17 protein-coding genes are annotated in these 17,576 nt (G+C 73.6%); 10 read left to right on the forward strand and 7 right to left on the reverse strand.

What is annotated here, in order from left to right:
- Positions 1–38: 38 nt before the first annotated feature.
- From Q7L65_RS19245 to Q7L65_RS19260, 4 genes are read left to right on the forward strand one after another with little or no spacing between them, the layout of a single operon-like run.
- Positions 39–1,697, forward strand: coding sequence for an AMP-binding protein (locus Q7L65_RS19245; RefSeq protein ID WP_304723625.1), 1,659 nt, complete (start codon positions 39–41; stop codon positions 1,695–1,697).
- The gene (locus tag Q7L65_RS19250) at positions 1,694–2,524 is read left to right on the forward strand and encodes an SDR family NAD(P)-dependent oxidoreductase (RefSeq protein ID WP_304723628.1); all 831 of its coding nucleotides are present in this window, start codon (positions 1,694–1,696) and stop codon (positions 2,522–2,524) included. Before Q7L65_RS19245 ends, Q7L65_RS19250 begins: the two co-directional genes overlap by 4 nt.
- A gap of 47 nt (positions 2,525–2,571) precedes the next feature.
- Positions 2,572–4,608 (forward strand): hydantoinase/oxoprolinase family protein, encoded by a 2,037-nt coding sequence (locus Q7L65_RS19255; protein ID WP_304723630.1) that lies wholly within the window; start codon positions 2,572–2,574, stop codon positions 4,606–4,608.
- Between the two features lie 3 nt (positions 4,609–4,611).
- A complete protein-coding gene (locus Q7L65_RS19260) occupies positions 4,612–6,723 on the forward strand; it encodes a hydantoinase B/oxoprolinase family protein (protein WP_304723632.1) in 2,112 nt (703 codons plus the stop codon).
- A gap of 77 nt (positions 6,724–6,800) precedes the next feature.
- Here Q7L65_RS19260 and Q7L65_RS19265 read toward each other — a convergent pair whose 3' ends face one another.
- Positions 6,801–7,082, reverse strand: coding sequence for a muconolactone Delta-isomerase (locus Q7L65_RS19265; protein WP_304723634.1), 282 nt, complete (start codon positions 7,080–7,082; stop codon positions 6,801–6,803).
- Positions 7,083–7,172: 90 nt separating this feature from the next.
- Between Q7L65_RS19265 and Q7L65_RS19270 the strand changes: the two genes are divergently transcribed.
- Genes Q7L65_RS19270 through Q7L65_RS19280 form a run of 3 tightly spaced genes read left to right on the forward strand, consistent with a single transcriptional unit; the run spans position 7,173 to position 9,811 of the window.
- Positions 7,173–8,117 (forward strand): hypothetical protein, encoded by a 945-nt coding sequence (locus Q7L65_RS19270; protein ID WP_304723635.1) that lies wholly within the window; start codon positions 7,173–7,175, stop codon positions 8,115–8,117.
- A gap of 42 nt (positions 8,118–8,159) precedes the next feature.
- A complete protein-coding gene (locus Q7L65_RS19275) occupies positions 8,160–9,029 on the forward strand; it encodes a 3-hydroxyacyl-CoA dehydrogenase family protein (protein ID WP_304723638.1) in 870 nt (289 codons plus the stop codon).
- A complete protein-coding gene (locus Q7L65_RS19280; protein WP_304723640.1) occupies positions 9,029–9,811 on the forward strand; it encodes an enoyl-CoA hydratase-related protein in 783 nt (260 codons plus the stop codon). The genes Q7L65_RS19275 and Q7L65_RS19280 overlap by 1 nt, the downstream gene beginning before the upstream one ends.
- A gap of 13 nt (positions 9,812–9,824) precedes the next feature.
- On the opposite strand, the gene Q7L65_RS19285 is transcribed toward Q7L65_RS19280, so the two are convergent.
- Positions 9,825–10,676 carry a hypothetical protein gene (locus Q7L65_RS19285; protein WP_304723641.1) on the reverse strand — a complete coding sequence of 284 codons (852 nt, stop codon included), beginning with the start codon at positions 10,674–10,676 and terminating at the stop codon, positions 9,825–9,827.
- The gene (locus Q7L65_RS19290; RefSeq protein ID WP_304723642.1) at positions 10,676–11,461 is read right to left on the reverse strand and encodes an enoyl-CoA hydratase/isomerase family protein; all 786 of its coding nucleotides are present in this window, start codon (positions 11,459–11,461) and stop codon (positions 10,676–10,678) included. Before Q7L65_RS19290 ends, Q7L65_RS19285 begins: the two co-directional genes overlap by 1 nt.
- Positions 11,462–11,510: 49 nt before the next feature.
- Here Q7L65_RS19290 and Q7L65_RS19295 point away from each other — a divergent pair, with 49 nt between their 5' ends.
- On the forward strand, positions 11,511–12,215 hold the full coding sequence (locus Q7L65_RS19295) for an EthD domain-containing protein (RefSeq protein ID WP_304723644.1): 705 nt from the start codon (positions 11,511–11,513) through the stop codon (positions 12,213–12,215).
- Positions 12,216–12,221: 6 nt separating this feature from the next.
- On the opposite strand, the gene Q7L65_RS19300 is transcribed toward Q7L65_RS19295, so the two are convergent.
- Positions 12,222–12,932, reverse strand: a complete 711-nt coding sequence (locus Q7L65_RS19300; protein WP_370552604.1) for a FadR/GntR family transcriptional regulator — start codon at positions 12,930–12,932, stop codon at positions 12,222–12,224.
- 330 nt (positions 12,933–13,262) lie between these two features.
- Between Q7L65_RS19300 and Q7L65_RS19305 the strand changes: the two genes are divergently transcribed.
- On the forward strand, positions 13,263–13,442 hold the full coding sequence (locus Q7L65_RS19305) for a hypothetical protein (protein ID WP_304723646.1): 180 nt from the start codon (positions 13,263–13,265) through the stop codon (positions 13,440–13,442).
- A gap of 61 nt (positions 13,443–13,503) precedes the next feature.
- Here the strand turns inward: Q7L65_RS19305 and Q7L65_RS19310 are convergent, their stop codons facing one another.
- Together Q7L65_RS19310 and Q7L65_RS19315 are read right to left on the reverse strand one after the other, a co-directional pair.
- Positions 13,504–14,289 (reverse strand): amidohydrolase family protein, encoded by a 786-nt coding sequence (locus Q7L65_RS19310; protein WP_304723647.1) that lies wholly within the window; start codon positions 14,287–14,289, stop codon positions 13,504–13,506.
- Complete coding sequence (locus tag Q7L65_RS19315; protein ID WP_304723648.1) at positions 14,286–15,035, reverse strand: SDR family NAD(P)-dependent oxidoreductase; 750 nt, start codon at positions 15,033–15,035, stop codon at positions 14,286–14,288. The genes Q7L65_RS19310 and Q7L65_RS19315 overlap by 4 nt, the downstream gene beginning before the upstream one ends.
- A 139-nt stretch (positions 15,036–15,174) precedes the next feature.
- On the opposite strand from Q7L65_RS19315, the gene Q7L65_RS19320 reads away from it, so the two are divergent.
- Positions 15,175–16,380, forward strand: coding sequence for an acyl-CoA dehydrogenase family protein (locus tag Q7L65_RS19320; protein WP_304723650.1), 1,206 nt, complete (start codon positions 15,175–15,177; stop codon positions 16,378–16,380).
- A gap of 38 nt (positions 16,381–16,418) precedes the next feature.
- On the opposite strand, the gene Q7L65_RS19325 is transcribed toward Q7L65_RS19320, so the two are convergent.
- Positions 16,419–17,570, reverse strand: a complete 1,152-nt coding sequence (locus Q7L65_RS19325; RefSeq protein ID WP_304723655.1) for an acyl-CoA dehydrogenase family protein — start codon at positions 17,568–17,570, stop codon at positions 16,419–16,421.
- Positions 17,571–17,576: the final 6 nt, after the last annotated feature.

Genomic DNA, 17,576 nt, shown 5'->3' on the forward strand with positions numbered 1-17,576 from the left:
GGCACAATGCACGCAACGCGAGAGAGAGGGACGCCAGCGTGAGCGAGCGTTTTTACCGTGAGCTGCGGCTCACGCTGCCCGACCGGGCCACCTGGACGCTGCCGTGGGTGCTGGAGGAGCGCGCGCGGACACACGGCGAGCGCGTCTTCCTCGACGTGCCCGACCACGGCCGCGCACTCACGTTCCGCGAGCTGCGCGACGCCGCGCACGCGATCGGGCGGGCGCTGCTGGCGACCGGGTCGCAGCCGGGCGAGCGGGTGCTGATCATGGCGCCCAACAGCGCCGAGGTCGTGCTCGCCTGGTTCGGCGCGAGCGTCGCCGGGATGGTCGAGGTGCCGATCAACACGGCCTACACGGGTGCCTTCCTGGAGCATCAGGTGCGCACGACCGGGCCGCGGATCGCCGTCGTCGACGCCGACTTCGCCGAGCGCTTCACCAGCGGCGAGGTCGCGGCGTACGCCACGATCGAGCGCTTCTACGTGCTCGGCGAGGGCGCCGCGCGCGAGCGCGCGATCGCCCATCTGAACGGCGCCGGCCGCAGCGCCGCGCCGTTCGCCGAGCTGGAACAGGGCGCCGAGGGGGTCGAGTTGCCCGCGGTCGCGCCGCAGGACACCGGCGCGATCTTCTTCACCTCCGGCACGACGGGGCTGTCGAAGGGCGTGACGATGTCGCACGCCCATCTCAGCTTCTTCGCGCAGGAGCTGATCTCGCTCGTGCGCCTGACCGACGCCGACACGCACATGACGGTCGGGCCGCTGTTCCACGGCAACGCCCAGTTCCTGGCGATCTACCCGGCGCTGATCGCCGGCGCTCGCTCGGTCCTGCGCGAGCGCTACAGCGCCAGCCGCTGGATCGACCAGATCCGCGAGAGCGGCGCGACCGTGACGAACTTCATCGGCGTGATGATGGACTGGACCTACAAGCAGCCCGAGCGTCCCGACGACGGCGACAACGACCTGCGCTGCATCTACACGGTTCCGACGCCGACGTCGATCCTGAGGGACTTCGCCGACCGCTTCGGCGTCGAGGCGTTCGTCGAGAACTACGGCATGACCGAGATCTCGATGCCGATCCTGTCGCCCTACGGCGTCCCGCGCCCGGCCGGCGCAGCCGGGCTGCTGGTCGACGAGTTCTTCGAGGCGAAGATCGTCGACCCCGTCACCGACCTGGAGGTCCCCGTCGGCGAGGTCGGCGAGTTCACGGTCCGCGCGAAGGAGCCGTGGATCATGCTGACCGACTACTGGAACATGCCGGACCGCACCGCAGAGGCGATGCGCAACCTGTGGTTCCACACCGGCGACGGCATCAGACGCGACGCCGACGGCTGGTACTACTTCGTCGACCGGCTCAAGGACGCGATCCGCCGCCGCGGCGAGAACATCAGCTCCTACGAGGTCGAGCAGGCGGTCCTGGTGCACGAGCGGATCGCCGACTGCGCCGCGGTCGCGGCCCCGGCCGCGAGCGAGGCGGGCGAGGACGAGGTCGCGCTGTTCGTCGTCGTCGACCCGGCGGCGCCGATGACCGTCGAGCAGGTGCGCGAGTGGTGCGAACGGCAGCTGCCTGCGTTCGCGCGGCCGGCCTACGTCGAGTTGCTGGAGACGTTGCCGCAGACGCCGTCGGGCAAGGTCCGCAAGGTGCTCCTGCGCGAGCTCGCCGGCGAGGCGGCCGAGCGGGCGGCGAGCGGCACGACCGCATGACGCTCGCCGGCCAGGTCGCGCTCGTGACCGGCGCCGGCCGCGGGATCGGTCGCGCGATCGCCGAGCGGTTCCTCGCGGCGGGCGCGACCGTCGTCGCGCTCGACCGCGACGAGGACGCGGCGGCCGCGGTCGGCCGCGGCACGGACGCCGCGAGCGCAAACGGCGACGGCGCGGGCGGCGCTCGCGCGGCGCTCGCCGCGACGAGCGCCCGCGTGCTCGCGATCGGCGCCGACGTCGGCGACGCGCGCGAGGTCGCCGCGGCGATGGCGCGCGTCGACCGCGAGCTGGGACGGCTCGACGCGCTCGTCAACAACGCCGGCATCGTCGCCTTCAGAGCGGTCGCGGACATGGCCGACGAGGAGTGGGACAGCGTCCTGCGCGTCAACCTGACCGGCACGTTCAACACCTGCCGCGAGGCGGCGCGGCGGTTTCGCGAGCAGCGCTCGGGCGCGATCGTCAACGTCGCGTCGGTGTCGGCCTCGATCGGCTCGCACGGGCGCGGCGCCTACTCGGCCTCCAAGGGCGGCGTGCTCGGCCTGACGCGCGTGCTGGCGGCCGAGCTGGGCCCGGTCGGCGCGCGCGCGAACGCGATCCTGCCGGGCACGACCGAGACCGCGCTCGCGAACGCCGCGCTCGACGAGCAGCTGCTGGCGGCGTTCGTCGACCGCACGCCCGCCGGCCGGCGCGGGCAGCCGGACGAGATCGCGCAGGCGGCGCTGTTCCTCGCCTCGCCGGCGGCGTCGTACGTCAACGGCGTCGCGCTGCCGGTCGACGGCGGATATCTGATCGGCGGCCTGCTCGTGGACGAGCGCGGCCGTCCACGCTGACGCGGCCGCTGCAGGCGGCCGCACGATGACGAGAGGAGTTGCGACCCGTGACGCAGCACAACGGATCGACCACCGCATGGGAGGTCGGCGTCGACATCGGCGGCACCTTCACCGACCTGGTCTTCTACGACCGCCGCAGCGAGCGCCTGACGGTGCGCAAGGTCTCCTCCACGCGCGAGGACCCGTCGCGCGCGATGCTCGCCGGACTGGAGCAGATCGAGCTGCCGTCGCTCGGCCGGCTCGTGCACGCGAGCACCGTCGTGCTCAACGCGCTGCTGCAGCGGCGCGGGGCGGAGATCGCGATGATCACGACGCTCGGCTTTCGCGACCACGTCGAGATCGGCGACACGCGCCGCTACACCGGCGGCCTCTTCGACGCTCGCTGGCGGCGCGAGCAGCCGCTGGCGCTGCCGCGCTCGCGCCGCTTCACGATCGCCGAGCGCACCGCCCCGGACGGCACCGTCCTGCACGCGCCGGACGCGGCCGAGCTGGACGCGGTCTGCGACCAGCTGGAGGCGGCCGGCGTGGAGGCGGTCGCGATCTGCCTGCTCAACTCCTACGCCGACGGCGCCAACGAGGAGCTGGTGCGCGCGCACCTGGAGCGGCGGCTGCCGGACGTGCTCGCGATCCCTTCCTCGCAGATCCCCGAGTTCCGCGAGTACCCGCGCTTCACGACCGCGATCCTGAACGCCTTCTGCGCGCCGATCGCCTCGCGCTACGTCGCGCGGCTCGGCGCCGAGCTGGAGCGCGCCGGCTATGACCGCGGCGTCGCCTACATGGGCTCGGCCGGCGGGATCGTGAGCGGGCCGCACATCGTTGCCAGCCCGACGACGATGCTGTGGGGCGGGGTCGTCGGCGGCGTCACCGCGAGCACGAACCTCGGCCATCTGATCGGCGTGCCGCACATGGTCACGTTCGACATGGGCGGCACCTCGACCGACGTCGCGCTGATCCGCGACCACGCGCCGTCGGTCGTCGCCGAGCGCACGCTCGGCGCCTACCCGCTCGCGATCCCGCAGGTCGACGTCCACAGCATCGGCGCCGGCGGCGGCAGCATCGCGTACATGGAGGAGGGCGTGCTGAAGGTCGGGCCCAGAAGCGCGGGCGCCGAGCCCGGCCCGGCCTGCTACGGGCGCGGCGGCGAACAGCTGACCGTCACCGACGCGAACCTGCTGCTGGGGCGCCTGCCGGCCTCCTCCAAGCTCGCCGGCGACATGCCGCTGGACGCGGCCGCCGCGCGCGCCGCGGCCGAGCGGCTGCTGCCGGCGTCGGGCCTGGCGAGCGTCGAGGAGCTGGCCGCGGGCGTGATCGAGATCGCCGACACGCACATGATGGGCGCGATCCGCGAGGTCTCGGTCGAGCGCGGCGAGGACCCGGCGGAGCTGGCGCTCGTCGCCTTCGGCGGCGCCGGCCCGATGCACGCCTGCGCGATCGCCGACAAGCTCGGGATCGCGACCGTCGTCGTGCCGCGCGAGGCCGGCGACTTCTCCGCGCTCGGGCTGCTGCTGTCCGACCACCGCCACGACCTCGTGCGCGGCTTCCTGCGGGCGCTGCCGGAGACCGAGCCGGAGGACCTCGAGCACGTCTTCGAGGAGCTCGAGCGTGAGGGCTGCGCGCTGCTCGTCGAGGAGGGCTTCACGGCCGAGGAGATCCGCCTCACGCGGCTGGTCGACATGCGCTATCGCGGCCAGTCCTACGAGGAGCAGATCGTCGCGCGCGAGCTCGGCGCCGACTGGCTGGCGCAAACCTTCCAGGATCGCTACCGGCGCCGCTACGGCTACCAGCGCGACGCCTCGATGTGCGAGCTCGTCAGCCTCCGCGTGACCGCGACCGGGATCGTCGGCAAGCCCTCGTTGGTCGACCGCGGCGCCGTCTCCGACGACGGGCCGCCGCCGCGCACCGAGGTGATCTTCGGCGGCGAGCGCATGCAGGCGCCGATCCTGCGGCGCGAGCAGCTGCCGGCCGGCGCGGCCGTGAGCGGCCCGGCGGTGTTGGAGGAGTACAGCTCGACGATGGCGGTCCCGCCCGGTTGGGCGGGCCACGTCAACGAGCTGGGATGCCTGATGCTCGAACGGAAGGCGTGAGCGATGACCCAGACGACGACCCCCGTCAACGCGATCACGGGCGAGGTGATCGACGCCGGCCTGCGCTACGTCGTGCGCGAGATGCGCGCGACGCTGATCCGCCTCTCCTACTCGCCGATCCTCTACGAGACGCACGACTTCTCCTGCGCGCTGCTGGACCCGGCCGGCGAGGTCGTGGCGATGCACGTCGACGTGCCGATGCACATCTTCCCGGTGTCGTTCGCGGTGCGCGAGCTGCACGAGCGCTTCGGCGAGGAGATGGAGGCGGGTGACGTGTTCCTCGTCAACGACCCCTCGACCGCCGGCACGCACCTCAACGACGTGCTGATGATCCGGCCGATCTTCCTCGACGGCAGACTGGAGCTGTACGCGGCGGTGCGCGCCCACTACGGCGACGTCGGCGGGACCGTCCCCGGCTCGGTCAGCGGCGCCAGCACCGAGATCTTCCACGAGGGGATCCGGATCCCGCTCGTGCGCGTCTACCGCCGCGGCGAGCTGGAGGAGGGGATGCTGCAGCTGTTCCTCGCCAACGTCCGCACGCCGTTCGAGGCAGAGGGCGTGTTCCATGCGCAGGCGGCCGTCAACCGGCTCGCGGAGCAGCGCGTGCAGGCGCTCGGCGAGCGCTACGGCGCCGGCGCGCTGCATGACGCGGTCGCGCAGAAGCTGGAGGCGACGCGGCGGCGCACGGCGGCGGCGATCGCGGCGCTGCCGGACGGCGAGTACCACTACGAGGACTACCTCGAGAACTCCGGCACCAGCGGCGAGAACCTCAGAGCGATCTTCGTGCGCGGGCGGATGCGGATCGAGGGGGAGACGCTGACGTTCGACTTCTCCGACTGCTCGCCACAGCGCGCCGGCGTCGGCAACGCGCCGTACGCGACGACTTGGGCCGGCGCCTACACCGTCCTGGAGACGGTCCTCTCCGACGTCGCCTCGACGACGACCGGCGCCGCGCGCCAGTTGAACGTGGTGACGCGTCCGGGCACCGTCGTCGACGCGCGCCACCCGGTTCCGATCGGCGGCTTCGCCGACATGCTGTTCGGGCCGGTTCACGGCTGCTGCATGGCGCTGCTGGCGCAGGTCGTGCCCGAGCGCGCGTCCGCGGTGCCGGGCTCGTCGGCCAACCAGACCAACCTCAACGGACCGTCGAACCCGCAGCGGCCCGGCGAGCCGTGGTCGATCTTCGAGTTCCCCTACGAGGGCTGGCCGGCCGTCCACGACCTCGACGGCAACATCGCGGGCGCGCAGTGGTGCATGGGCGACCTGCCGATGCTGTGGCCGGTCGAGCGCGGCGAGTTCGCCAACCCGATCCGCGGCGTCTTCAACGGCCTGCACTGCGACAGCGGCGGCCCGGGCTACCGGCGCGGGGGGATCGGCATCGTGCGCGCCTGGGAGATGCGCGCCGACGGGCAGTTCTCGTTCCTCGGCTCGGAGGGGATCCTGCCGCGGCCCGGCATGGCGGGCGGCTACGGCGGCGCGCTCAACCAGCTGATCGTGCTGCGCGACGGCAGACGGCTGCCGGTCTCCGAGGTGCCGCTGAAGGTCGGCCAGTTCGCGGTCCGGCCGGGCGACCTCTTCATCACGCTCGTCGCCGGCGGCGCCGGCTACGGCGACCCGCTCACGCGCGAGCCCGAGCGGGTGCTGCAGGACGTCGCCGACGGCTACGTCAGCGTCGCCGGGGCGCGCGCCGACTACGGCGTCGTGCTCGACGCCGCCGGGACGGCCGTCGAGCAGGAGGCGACGCGCGCGCTGCGCGCCGAGCTGGAGGCGGCGCGGCTGCGGCCCGCCGTGCTCGCAGGCGACGCGGACGACTACGACGCGGATGGCCGCCGGCTGGCGCGGATGTCACCGGCGACGGCGGCACGGCTGGGCGTCGTGGACGGCGGAGTGGTCGAGTACGCGCCGGCCGGCCGGCCGGCGCTGCGGGCGTGGGCGGCGCTCGACGAGCGCGTCGCCGACGACGAGATCCCGCTCGGGCCGTCGGGCCGGCGGATCTGCGCGGCCGGCGCCGGCGAGCGGCTGTGGCTGCGCACGCCCTGGACCCACGTCGCAGGGGTGACGGCGCTGCCGCGGGAGTTGGAGCGCTCCGCGGAGCTGCTGCGCAGCCTGGGGTAGGCGGGCGTGCCGCGGCTGCCCGGGTCGGGCGGCCCGCCGGCCGCGGCGGCGGCCGCGTCCACGCGGCCGCGGGCCGCCTACCGCTCGTCCTCGAGGTAGTGGTGGGCGAGCGGCTCGACGGTGCAGCTCAGCCACGGCCAGACCGGCAGCGAGGCGAGCAGCTCGTGCAGGTGGGTCGCGTCGCGCGCCTCGTAGATCGCGACGCTGTCGCGGCGGCCCGGGGCGCGCCAGATCCGCACGATCGCACCGCTGGCGCGCAGCTCCAGGCCGCGCTCGCGCTCCTGCGCGATCGTCTCCTGCAGTTGCTCGGGCGAGACGCTCGCGGGCACGTGCAGCTCGGATCGGACGAGAAACTCCATCTGCTCCTCCAGGTCACCGCGTTTGGCAGGATCCTCAACTGTGATAACCATATCGACGAGTCGTGCGATGGGTCGAACGACCCGCGGGAGGTGAGGACGATCGCTTCGAGCGGACCGCTGTTCGCGGCCGGCGGTCAGACGGTCGAGCTGGAGCGGCGCGGGCGCCGGATCGTCTCGATGCCGACGGCCTACCACGTAGACGCGGGCAACCGCGCGCGCGACGTCGTCGTGACGGCCTCCTACCTCGGCGTCTGGCCGGCGCGCGTGATGGCGCCGCACCGGCCGCGCGCGATCATCGGGGTGGACTGCGGGATCGGCTACGACGGCGCCGGCATCGCGGGCCTCTGGTTCCTGGAGGCGCTCGGGATCCCGGCGGTCGCGGCCGCGGTCGCCGGCGTCGAGTTGATGAACGGCGCCGACGTGCTCTGCAACGGGATCGTCAGCCGCCGCAACGCAGCGGCCGCCGCGTGCGGCGTCGCAGAGGGCATGACGATCGCCGACGCCGCGCTGCTGCTGCTCGGGCGCGAGCCGCGCGGGCCGGCTGACGGCGAGGACGCCGACGACGCCGCGCAGTGTGGGCACGCCGGGCCGCGCGGGCACGCCGACGACGCCGAGCGCGCGGTCGTCGCCGAGCACCCGAGCGGGCGGGCGGTCGTGTGCCTCTCGACGATCGCGCTGGCGCAGCCGCAGGATCGCGGCCGCAACGTCCTCTGCACCGGCGGCTTCGCCGGCCCGCCGAACATCCGCAGAGCGGCGCCCTACGGCTTCGTCTGCTCCGACGGCGGGCGCGGGCGCGGGGACTCGGGGCTCGCGGGCCTCGCGATCGGGATCCCGGGCGCGACCGTCGACGTGATGACGGCGCGCCTGGGCGACGGGCGCAGCACGTGGGAGGACGGGGTGATCAGCGCCTGCAACGAGTTGGCGGCGGCCCGCGGCGTGCGCGTCGGCCAGGCGGCGCGCGATGCGGCGTGGCTGCTCGCGGCCGGACCGTCGCCGGCGCCGGCGCGCGGCGCGCCTTCCGCGTCCGATGGCTAATCAGTATAATTGTTCGGCTGGTAATCGGCGAGGGAGAGAACGATGAAGGTGACGATCCTGGGAGCGGGAACGATGGGCGCGAGCATCGCCCAGCTGGCCGCGACCGCCGGCGACGACGTCGTCGTGCGCGACATCGGCGCCGAGCAGCTGCAGCGAGGGCGCGACGCGGCGCAGCGCAGCCTCGCGCGCTTCGTCAAGGCGGGGCGGCTGAGCGACGACGAGGCCGCCGCGGCGCTGGGCCGGATCGCGTTCACGACCGAGGTCGCGCAGGCGGTCGACGGCGCCGACGTCGTGATCGAGTCGATCACCGAGGTGCGCGCGCTGAAGGAGGAGCTGCTCTCCGAGGTCGCCGAGCGGGCGCCGGCCGGCGCGCTGCTGGGCACCAACACCTCGCAGCTGTCGATCACGTCGCTGGCCGCGTCGATGGGCGATCAGGCCCACCGCCTCGTCGGGATCCACTTCTTCAACCCGCCGGTGATGATGAGACTGGTGGAGGTGATCGCCGGGCTGCTGACGCCGCCGGAGGTCGTCGAGCGAGCGAAGGCGTTCGGCGAGCACGTCGGCCGTCAGGTTGTCGTCTGCCGCAAGGACAGCCCCGGCTTCATCACGAGTCGCGCCTACGCGATCCTGCGGCTGGAGTGCATGCGGATGCTGGAGGAGGGCGTCGCGACGCCCGAGGACATCGACACCGCGATGAAGCTCGGCTTCAACTTCCCGATGGGCCCGCTGGAGCTCGGCGACATGAACGGTCTCGACACGTTCCTGAATGCGCTCAACGGTCTCAGCGACGCCTACGGCGACCGCTTCCAGCCGACCGTCGGCCTGAAGAACATGGTCGCCGCCGGCCGGATCGGCCGCAAGGCCGGCGGCGGCTTCTACGACTACGACGCCGACGGCAGACGGGCGCAGTGATGGCGGGGGAGGGGAGCCCGCTGCGGCTGGAGCGCGACGGCGCCGTCGCGCTGGTCACGCTCGACGACCCGGCGCGCCGCAACGCGCTGACCGACGAGCTGCTCGGCGAGCTGGCGCCGCTGCTCGCGCGGCTGGACGACGACGGCGCCGTCCGCTGCATCGTGATCGCCGGCGCCGACAAGGTCTTCGCCTCCGGCGCGGACGTCCGCGCGCTGCTGGAGCGGACGCCGCACGAGCTGTACGACGGCGACCGCGCGCGCCACTGGGAGGCGCTGCGCACGCTGCGCACGCCGACCGTCGCCGCCGTCTCCGGCTACTGCCTCGGCGGCGGCTGCGAGCTGGCGATGACGTGCGACCTCGTGGTCGCCGCGCCGAGCGTCCGCTTCGGGCTGCCCGAGACGCAGCTCGGGCTGATCCCGGGCGCCGGCGGCACACAGCTGCTGCCGCGCGCGATCGGCAGGGCGCTGGCGATGGACATGATCCTCACGGGGCGGCTGCTCGATGCCGCCGAGGCCGAGCGCGCCGGGCTCGTCTCGCGGATCGCGCCCGAGGGCGAGTGGCGCGCGCTCGCGCTGGAGGTCGCGCAGACGATCGCCGGCCGGCCCGCGACCGCGCAGCGGCTGGCGCGCGAGGCGGTCGCGACCGCCCACGAGGTCGGCCTCAGAGCCGGGATCGGCGTCGAGCGGCGCGCCTTCGCGCTCGCCTTCGGCCACGCGGACGCGCGCGAGGGCCTCACGGCGTTCCTGGAGAAGCGCAGACCGCGCTGGGAGCAGGACGACTGAGGCCGGCGCGCGCTCAGGCGTCGAGCATCAGCGCCGCCGCCTCGCGCGCCGGCTGGCCGACGGCGACGCCGAGGGCCTCGGCGACCGCGTTGACGGCGCTGATCGTGCCGTCGGCGTAGGTGCTGTGGCCGTCGCCCATCCGCGCCGTGCGGGCGTCGACGGTCGCGACCGCGAGGCCGTCCGGCTCGACCGCGTAGATCCCGGCCATCCCCGAGTCGTCGCGGCCGCGGCCGCCGTCGGAGCCGATGAAGCCGAGCGGGGCGACGTGGCGCAGGTAGATCGCCGCGCTGCGGCCGCAGTGGCCGGCGCCGCACAGCACGTTGCGGCCGCGGTCCTCGGGTCTGCCGAGCGCGATCGAGTCGAGGCAGACGACCTGGCGGCCGTCGCGGCCGTCGGCGACGACCTCGCGGTTGTCGATCTCGTCCGGCGAGCGGGGCGGCGCGTCGCGCTCCAGCATCAGGTGCGCCGCCTCGCGCACGCTCATCCCCTCGCGCACGCCGCGGCCGCGCGCGTCCTCGTTGAGGCGGCTGACGACGCCGGTCTCGTAGAGGCTCTCGCCGCGGCCCAGCTCGACCGTGAAGACGTCCGCGGCAGCGGCCGGCACGCCGAGCGCCTCGAGGTACCAGAGACCGGAGATCCCGGCCGCCTCCAGGCCGATCGCGCAGTCGACGCCGATCGCGCCGCGCGGGACGTGCCGGCCGACGTAGCGGGCCGGCAGGACGCCGCTGTAGGAGGCGTTCAGCATCACGTCGCGGCCGCGGTTGAAGGCGCGCACGTCGTACGCCGAGTCGCACGCGACGATCTTGCCGCGGGCGCTCTCGGCGACCGTCCGCTGCAGCTCCTCGTCGGGGCGCAGGGCCGGCATCACGCCTCCCGGGCCGCGTCGCCGGGCTGCGGGAACTGCGGTCTGCGCTTCTCCATGAAGGCGCTCGCGCCCTCCAGCATGTCGGCCGAGCCGACCGCCTGCGTCAACATCCCCAGGCCCGACAGGAACGAGTCGTAGAGCTGGTTCCACCACACGTTCGACGAGATCTTCGCGATCTCCAGGTAGCGCGGGCTGAGCGCGCCGAGCTCCGCGCACCATCTGTCGACCTCCGCCTCCAGTTCGGCGTCGGGGACGACCGCGTTGACCCAGCCGAGCTCGAGCGCCTCGTGCGCGGGGTAGCGGCGGCACAACATCGAGACCTCCTTCGCGCGCTTCTCGCCGATCGACATCGCGAGCATGTTCGTGCCGCCGACGACCGGCGCGCTGCCGACGCGCGGGCCGGTCTGCCCGAACCAGGCGCTCTCGGCCGCGATCGCGAAGTCGCAGGCGATCACCAGCTCGTTGCCGCCGCCCGCGGCGACGCCGTTGACGGCGGCGATCACCGGCCGCGGGCTGCGGCGGATCTCGTCGAACAGCCGCAGCGAGCCGCTGAACAGCGAGCGCAGCTGGAGCGGGTCGGCCTCCTGCAGGTTGGCGAGGAAGCCGCCGGCGCAGAACGCCGCCTCGCTGCCGGTGATCACGATCACGTTGGATCCGACGGCGTCGCGGACGCCCTCGGTGAGCGTGGCGCACATCGCCTCGTCGTAGGCGTTGCGGCGCTCTGGACGGTTGAGTCGCAGCCACGTCGCGTTGCCGCGGCGCTCGATCAGCACGTCGTCGGACATGGGCCAGCTCTCCTCGCTAACGATGACATTGGTTATACTAACTGACGGGATGCTGACACGCTTCGGACTCGCTCCGCGCCGCCCTGGGATGACCGTCGCGGCCTTCCAGCGGCACTGGCGCACGCACCACGCGCAGGCGATGCGCGCACTGCCGGAGCTGACGCGCTACTGGCAGAACCACCGCCTCCCCGGCGCCGGCGCGCTGCTGCCGTGGCCGGGCTTCGACGCCTGCTCGGAGATGGACGCGCCGGACCGGGCGGCGTTCGCGCGCGCCTTCGCCGCGCCCGCCTTCGACGCCGTCCGCGCCGATCAGCCGCTGCTCTGCGCGATGGACGGCCACGGCGTGCTGACGACCGAGCGGATCGTCGGCGAGGGCGAGCGCGGGGGAGTGGAGCGCGGCACGGGTCTCGCCGCGGGTGCGGACTCTCGCGCGGGCGCGGGCGCGGGCGTCGGCGAGCCCGCCGGCATCGTGCGGCTGCTCGTCTTCCTGCGGCTCGCGCCGGGCGCGGGGCGCGCGCAGCTCGCCGAGGCGCTGGCCGACGGCGCGCGCGGCGCCGGTACGCGCGGGCGCGAGGCGTTCCTCGCGGTCGAGGACGAGCCGGCCGCCTTCGAGGCGGTCGAGATCCTCTGGTTCGGCGGCGAGCGCGCGGCCGAGGCCTACCTCGCGGGCGGCATCGACCGCGACGCCGAGCGGCTCGCCGGACTCGTGCGCGGCAGCGAGCGGCTGCTGGCCGCGCCGCTGCCGGTCATCTGAGGCGCGTCAGGCGCGCGCGAGCGAGTCCCAGGTGACCGGCTGCGTCAGCACCTCGGGGAACTTGCGCTTGGCGTAGTTGAAGTACTCGCCGATGTGCAGCCGCATCGCCTCTTCGGCGCCGGCGCGGTCGTGCGCCTCGAGCGCTCTGAGGATCGCGCGGTGCGCCTTGATGATCGCGGCGCGGCGGTGTCTGGGGTAGTCGATCCCGAGCGCGGTGCCGTCGAGGATCCCGAGCAGCGCGTCGACGACGAGCCCGAACAGCTCGTTGCCGGACTCCCACGCGATGATGTCGTGGAAGCGCTTGTTCGCCTCCAGGAAGGCGCCGCTGCGCTCCAGCCCCTCCTCCATCGCGGCGATCGTCTCACGCAGCTCGTCCAGCGACGCGTCGCTGATCCGCTCCGCCGCCATCCCCGCCATGATCGGCTCCAGCAGGTCGCGCGCCTCGGCGATCGTGCGGTAGGTGCCGTGCGAGAACTGCAGCAGCAGCACGAGCGTCGTCGCGAGGTTGGAGGCGTCGGGCCGCTCGACGACGGGACCGCCGCCCGGGCCGGCCTTGATCGACAGCACGCCCTGCAGCTCGAGGAAGCGCAGCGACTCGCGCAGCGTGCCGCGGCCGACGGCGTATTCCTCCAGCATCACGCGCTCGGGCGGAAGCCGGTCGCCGACGCCGAGGTCGAGCCGGTCGATGTCGGCGACGATCCGCTGAGCGACGATCATCGCCGTCTTCTGCGGCCGCGAGCGCGGCGCGCCGCGCCCGTTGCGCATGCTCACGGGCGCGTGCCCGTCCTGCGTCGCTCTGGCTCTGGCTCTGGTGTTCGCGGTGGCTCTGGTCGACGTCCGCGCTGGCGTCATCTGGCTCCTCCAAACGTGCCCATCGGAACAGTGTCCTCATTGGTGAGGACGTTGGGATCCGGCGTGCTGGGCAACATGACAACGATGCTACTGATAGTTCGAGATTCTCGGCGCACCTGCGTCCGCGTCGCCGCAGTTGCCTTGTCGCCCACGAAGCGATGATAATGGTATGACGGTTTCCGGAGAAGGGTTGAGATGAGCGAAGACGCGAACACCGCGCCCCGGCCCCTGCGGCTCGACTGCCCGTGCGGCGAGCGCCTCGTCGGCAGAGACGAGGACGAGCTGGTCGAGCGCGCCTACGAGCACCTGCGCGCGGACCACCCGCAACTGGCCGACGAGTACACGCGCGACCACATCCTGGCGATGGCGTTCTGAACGCCGGGGGCGGGCCTGCGGCCGCTGCGCGGCCCGCACCCCGGCGCCTGTGCCGCGCCGTCTATTCCAGCCGCAGCAGCCGCGCCGCGTTGCCGCCGAGCACCGCCGCGGTGTCGTCGTCGGAGAGGCCGAGCGCTTCGATCGCCGCGACGCATCTGGCCGGGTCGGCCATCGGCCAGTCGGAGCCGAACAGCACGCGCTCGGGGCCGTGGCGCTCGACGATCGCGCGCACGCGCGCGCGGTCGAGGCTCCACAACCCGGGCGGCCACGAGGTGTCGACGTAGACGGGGAGGCCGACGATCGTGCGCTCGACCTCGTCGAGCAGCCGGTAGCCGCCGAAGTGGCAGGCGACGACGTCGAGCCGCGGGAACCGCTGCACGAGCGCCTTCAGCATCGCCGGCGTGCAGCGCGTGTTGCTCTCGCCGCTGTCGCCCTCGCCGACGTGGGCGATGATCGCGAACTCGCCCTGCATCGCGTCGAGCGTCGCCCACAGGCCGGGGTCGTCGAGCGCGTAGCCCTGGAACAGCGGATGGACCTTCGCGCCCTTGAGCCCGTTGCGGCGCAGGCTCTCGACGTTCTGCTCCGGCGACAGCCGCGCGTGGATCGAGCCGAAGCCGACGAAGTGCGCGGGGTCGAGCGAGCCGGCGTATCTGTTGGCGGCTTCGACCCGCTTCGGATCCGGCGCGACGCCGAGGCAGACGCAGCGGTCGATCCCGGCGCTCGCCATCGCGGCGATCGCGCCGCGCTCGGTGCCGTCGCCCTGGCGCTGGAGGTCCTCCTGCGGTCGCGCGAGCGCGGCTCTGGCGATCTTGTCGGGCCAGACGTGGACGTGCGTGTCGACGATCACAGCTTCGCCACCTCGCCGCCGTCGATCACGTAGGTCGCGCCGGTGATGAACTCGGCCAGCGGCGAAGCGAGGAAGGCGACCAGCGGTCCGAACTCGCCGACCTCGCCCATGCGCCGCGCCGGGATCTTGCGCACGCGCTTCTCCAACACCTCCGGCGAGCCGGTGACGGCCGCCTGCGCGACGGTGTCGAAGGCGCCCGGAGCGATCGTGTTGACCTGGATCCCGTGTCTGGCCCATTCCCCGGAGAGCGCCTCGGTGAAGCGCACCAGCGCGCCCTTCGAGGTCGAGTAGGCGACGAGCGACGGCTTGCCGCGGACGCCGGAGGTCGAGGCGATGTTGATCACCTTTCCGGATCTCTGTGCGATGAAGTGGCGCCCGGCCGCCTGCGCGAGCACCGCGGGCGCGGTCACATTGACGGCCAGCACCTCGTTCCACACCTGCCAGTCCTGCTCGGCGAAGCTGGCCGCCGGTGCGATCCCGGCGTTGTTCACGACGACGTCGACGCGACCGAAGCGCTCGATCGCCTGCGCCGGCAGCGCGGCGACCTGCGCCGTGTCGCGCATGTCGCAGGCGGCGACCGCGATCCGTTGCGGATCGCTCGCCGCGAGGCTGGCGAGGTCGCCGGTCGTGCGCGCGACGCCGAGCACGTGCGCGCCCTCCGCCGCGAGCGCGACGGCCGCTGCGCGGCCGAGTCCGCGGCTGGCGCCGGTCACGATCGCGACCCTGCCCTCAAGGCCCAGGTCCATCTCTCCTCCGATCCGGATCGCCGGCCGCCGCGAGCGGTCCGCACGACGACCCCGTCGTCTCCACGAGTCTGACTAGTATAGTAATAGTTATACTGACTGTCGCCGTCGGGACGGCAGCGGAGGAGAACGGGAGAGCCGAATGTCGCTCAGCAGTGAGCCCGCCGCCGAGGGCGGCGCCCAGCTCGACGACGCCCAGAAGCAGGCGATCGTCGATGCCGTCGGTGAGTTCGCGCGCCGCGAGATCGCGCCGCGCGTGGCCGAGTACGACCTCGCCGAGACGCTCCCGCTCGACCTGCTGCAGCGGATGTCCGAGCTGCAGTTCTTCGGTGGCGTCGTGCCGGTCTCCGAGGGCGGGCTGGGGCTCGACTTCGTCACCTACGCGCGGCTGATCGAGGAGCTGTCGAAGACCTGCCACATCATGGGCACGCTCGCCTCGCTGCCGTCGGGCCTGGTCGGCGCCAGCCTGCTGCGCTACGGCACGCCCGAGCAGCGCGAGCGGTGGCTGCGCCCGCTCGCGCAGGGCCGCATCTTCGGCGCCGCGGGGGTCACCGAGCCGCAGTCCGGCAGCGACGTCGCGAGCATGCGCACGACCTACCGGCGCGACGGCTCGGACTTCGTCATCAACGGCGCCAAGGCATGGATCTCGGGGCTGAACGTCGCCTCCTTCGTGCTGACCTTCGCGACGCGCGACCGCGACCTGCGCCACGGCGGCGTGAGCGCCTTCGTGATCCCGCGCGACACACCCGGGATGAGCCTGCACCCGTACAAGAACAAGCTCGGCTTCCGCCCGCTGTCGACCGGCGAGGTGGTGCTCGACGAGGTGCGCGTCCCGGCCGACGCGCTGCTGGGGGAGGAGGGCTCCGGCTTCGACGTGGCGATGACAGCCGTCGAGCGCGGGCGCCTGGGCGTCGCGGCGCGCGGCGTCGGCGTCACGGCCGCCTGCCTGGAGGACACGATCGCCTACGCGAACGAGCGCGAGGCGTTCTCGCACCCGATCTCCGAGTTCCAGATCGTGCAGTCGAAGATCACCGACATGGAGGTCGGGGCGACGACGTCGCGGCTGCTCGTCGAGCACTGCGCGCGGGCGCTGCAGGCGGGCCAGCGGGCGCGCAAGCTGACGAGCATGGCGAAGATGCACGCGACCGACGTCGCGATGCGCAGCGCCACCGACGCGCTCCAGGTCCACGGCGCCGCCGGCGTCTCGCCCGACCACCGCGTCGGCCGCCTGTTCCGCGACGCGAAGGTGCTGCAGATCGTCGAGGGCTCCAACGACCTGCACCGCGCGCTGATCGGCGAGATCGCCGTCGGGCTGCGCAGAGACAAGGCGGCGCCGGCCGTGCGCTAGGCGCGCACGGCGGGGCCGCCGCCTTCCGCCGCCGCCGCTCAGGCGGTGGCGGGGGCGTCGTCGGCCAGCTCGCGCACGAGCGCGCGGGCGATCCCGAGCCGCAGGACCTCGGAGCCGCCCTCGTAGATCCGCATCGGCCGCGCCTGGCGGTAGAGGCGCTCGACCTTCGCATCGCGGATCAGGCCCCAGCGGCCCATCACCTGCACGCAGCGGTCGACGACTCTGCCCGCGGTCTCGCTCGCCAGCAGCTTCGCCATCGAGCAGCGCTCGAGCGCTGCGAGCGGATCCGCCGCGGCCTGCTCGGCGGCGGCGTAGGTCAGCAGCCGCGCCGCCTCCAGCTCGCTCCAGGAGTCGGCGAGCATCGAGGCGACCGCGCCGAGGCGCGCCATCGGGCGGCCGAACTGCTCGCGCCGCGCGGCATGACGGGTCGCTTCCTCCAGCGCCGCCTGTGCGACGCCGAGCGCCGCGCCGGCGACCGACACGCGGAACATCGACAGCGTCGCGAGCACGAGGTCGAAGCCGCGTCCGGGCTCGCCGAGGCGCGCGTCGCCGGGCAGCGCGACGGCGTCGAAGGCGAGGTCGCCGATCACGTGCGGTGAGATCAGCTGCGGGCCGGGCGTGACGCTCAGCCCGGGCGCGTCGGCGGGCACGAGCACCATCGAGTAGCCGTCGCCGTCGCGCGCGAGCACGGTGTAGAAGGCGGCCGCGCCGGCGTTGGAGATGAACGCCTTGGCGCCGTCGAGCACGAGGCCGTCGCCGTCGGCGCGCAGCGCGGTCGTGATCGCCTTCAGGTCCGAGCCGGCCTCCGGCTCGGTCAGCGCGAGCGCCGCGATCGCCTCGCCGGTGACGACGCGCGGGAGCCACGCGTCGCGCTGCTGCGGGGTGCCGCCGGCGGTGATCGCGTAGCTGCCGACGCCCTGCAGCGCGAACAGCGAGTCGAGGTGCGCCGAGGTGCCCATCAGCACCTCGCGCACGACCGTGACGGCGAGCGGGTCGACCGTCTCGAAGCGCCCGCCGTGGGCGGCGGGGACGAGCACCTGCCACAGCTCGCTGGCGGCGAGCGCGTCGCGGACGCCGGGATGGACGGTCTGCAGCTCGTCGGCCTCGGCCGCGAACGGCGCGACGACGGCGGCGACGGCGCGCGCCTCGTCGATCAGCGCGAGGTGGGTGTCAGCGAGGTGGAAGGGCATGGGGGA

The organism is Conexibacter sp. CPCC 206217 (assembly GCF_030646165.1).
Taxonomy (GTDB): Bacteria; Actinomycetota; Thermoleophilia; order Solirubrobacterales; family Solirubrobacteraceae; genus Conexibacter.

Excerpts from the sequence above, each read along its gene's own strand:
- Q7L65_RS19250 (WP_304723628.1), top strand. The coding sequence starts at position 1,694 with ATGACGCTCGCCGGCCAGGTCGCGCTCGTGACCGGCGCCGGCCGCGGG.
- Q7L65_RS19260 (WP_304723632.1), top strand. The coding sequence starts at position 4,612 with ATGACCCAGACGACGACCCCCGTCAACGCGATCACGGGCGAGGTGATC.
- Q7L65_RS19265 (WP_304723634.1), bottom strand. The coding sequence starts at position 7,082 with ATGGAGTTTCTCGTCCGATCCGAGCTGCACGTGCCCGCGAGCGTCTCG.
- Q7L65_RS19275 (WP_304723638.1), top strand. The coding sequence starts at position 8,160 with ATGAAGGTGACGATCCTGGGAGCGGGAACGATGGGCGCGAGCATCGCC.
- Q7L65_RS19280 (WP_304723640.1), top strand. The coding sequence starts at position 9,029 with ATGGCGGGGGAGGGGAGCCCGCTGCGGCTGGAGCGCGACGGCGCCGTC.
- Q7L65_RS19285 (WP_304723641.1), bottom strand. The coding sequence starts at position 10,676 with ATGCCGGCCCTGCGCCCCGACGAGGAGCTGCAGCGGACGGTCGCCGAG.
- Q7L65_RS19290 (WP_304723642.1), bottom strand. The coding sequence starts at position 11,461 with ATGTCCGACGACGTGCTGATCGAGCGCCGCGGCAACGCGACGTGGCTG.
- Q7L65_RS19295 (WP_304723644.1), top strand. The coding sequence starts at position 11,511 with ATGCTGACACGCTTCGGACTCGCTCCGCGCCGCCCTGGGATGACCGTC.
- Q7L65_RS19300 (WP_370552604.1), bottom strand. The coding sequence starts at position 12,932 with ATGATCGTCGCTCAGCGGATCGTCGCCGACATCGACCGGCTCGACCTC.
- Q7L65_RS19305 (WP_304723646.1), top strand. The coding sequence starts at position 13,263 with ATGAGCGAAGACGCGAACACCGCGCCCCGGCCCCTGCGGCTCGACTGC.
- Q7L65_RS19315 (WP_304723648.1), bottom strand. The coding sequence starts at position 15,035 with ATGGACCTGGGCCTTGAGGGCAGGGTCGCGATCGTGACCGGCGCCAGC.
- Q7L65_RS19320 (WP_304723650.1), top strand. The coding sequence starts at position 15,175 with ATGTCGCTCAGCAGTGAGCCCGCCGCCGAGGGCGGCGCCCAGCTCGAC.
- Q7L65_RS19325 (WP_304723655.1), bottom strand. The coding sequence starts at position 17,570 with ATGCCCTTCCACCTCGCTGACACCCACCTCGCGCTGATCGACGAGGCG.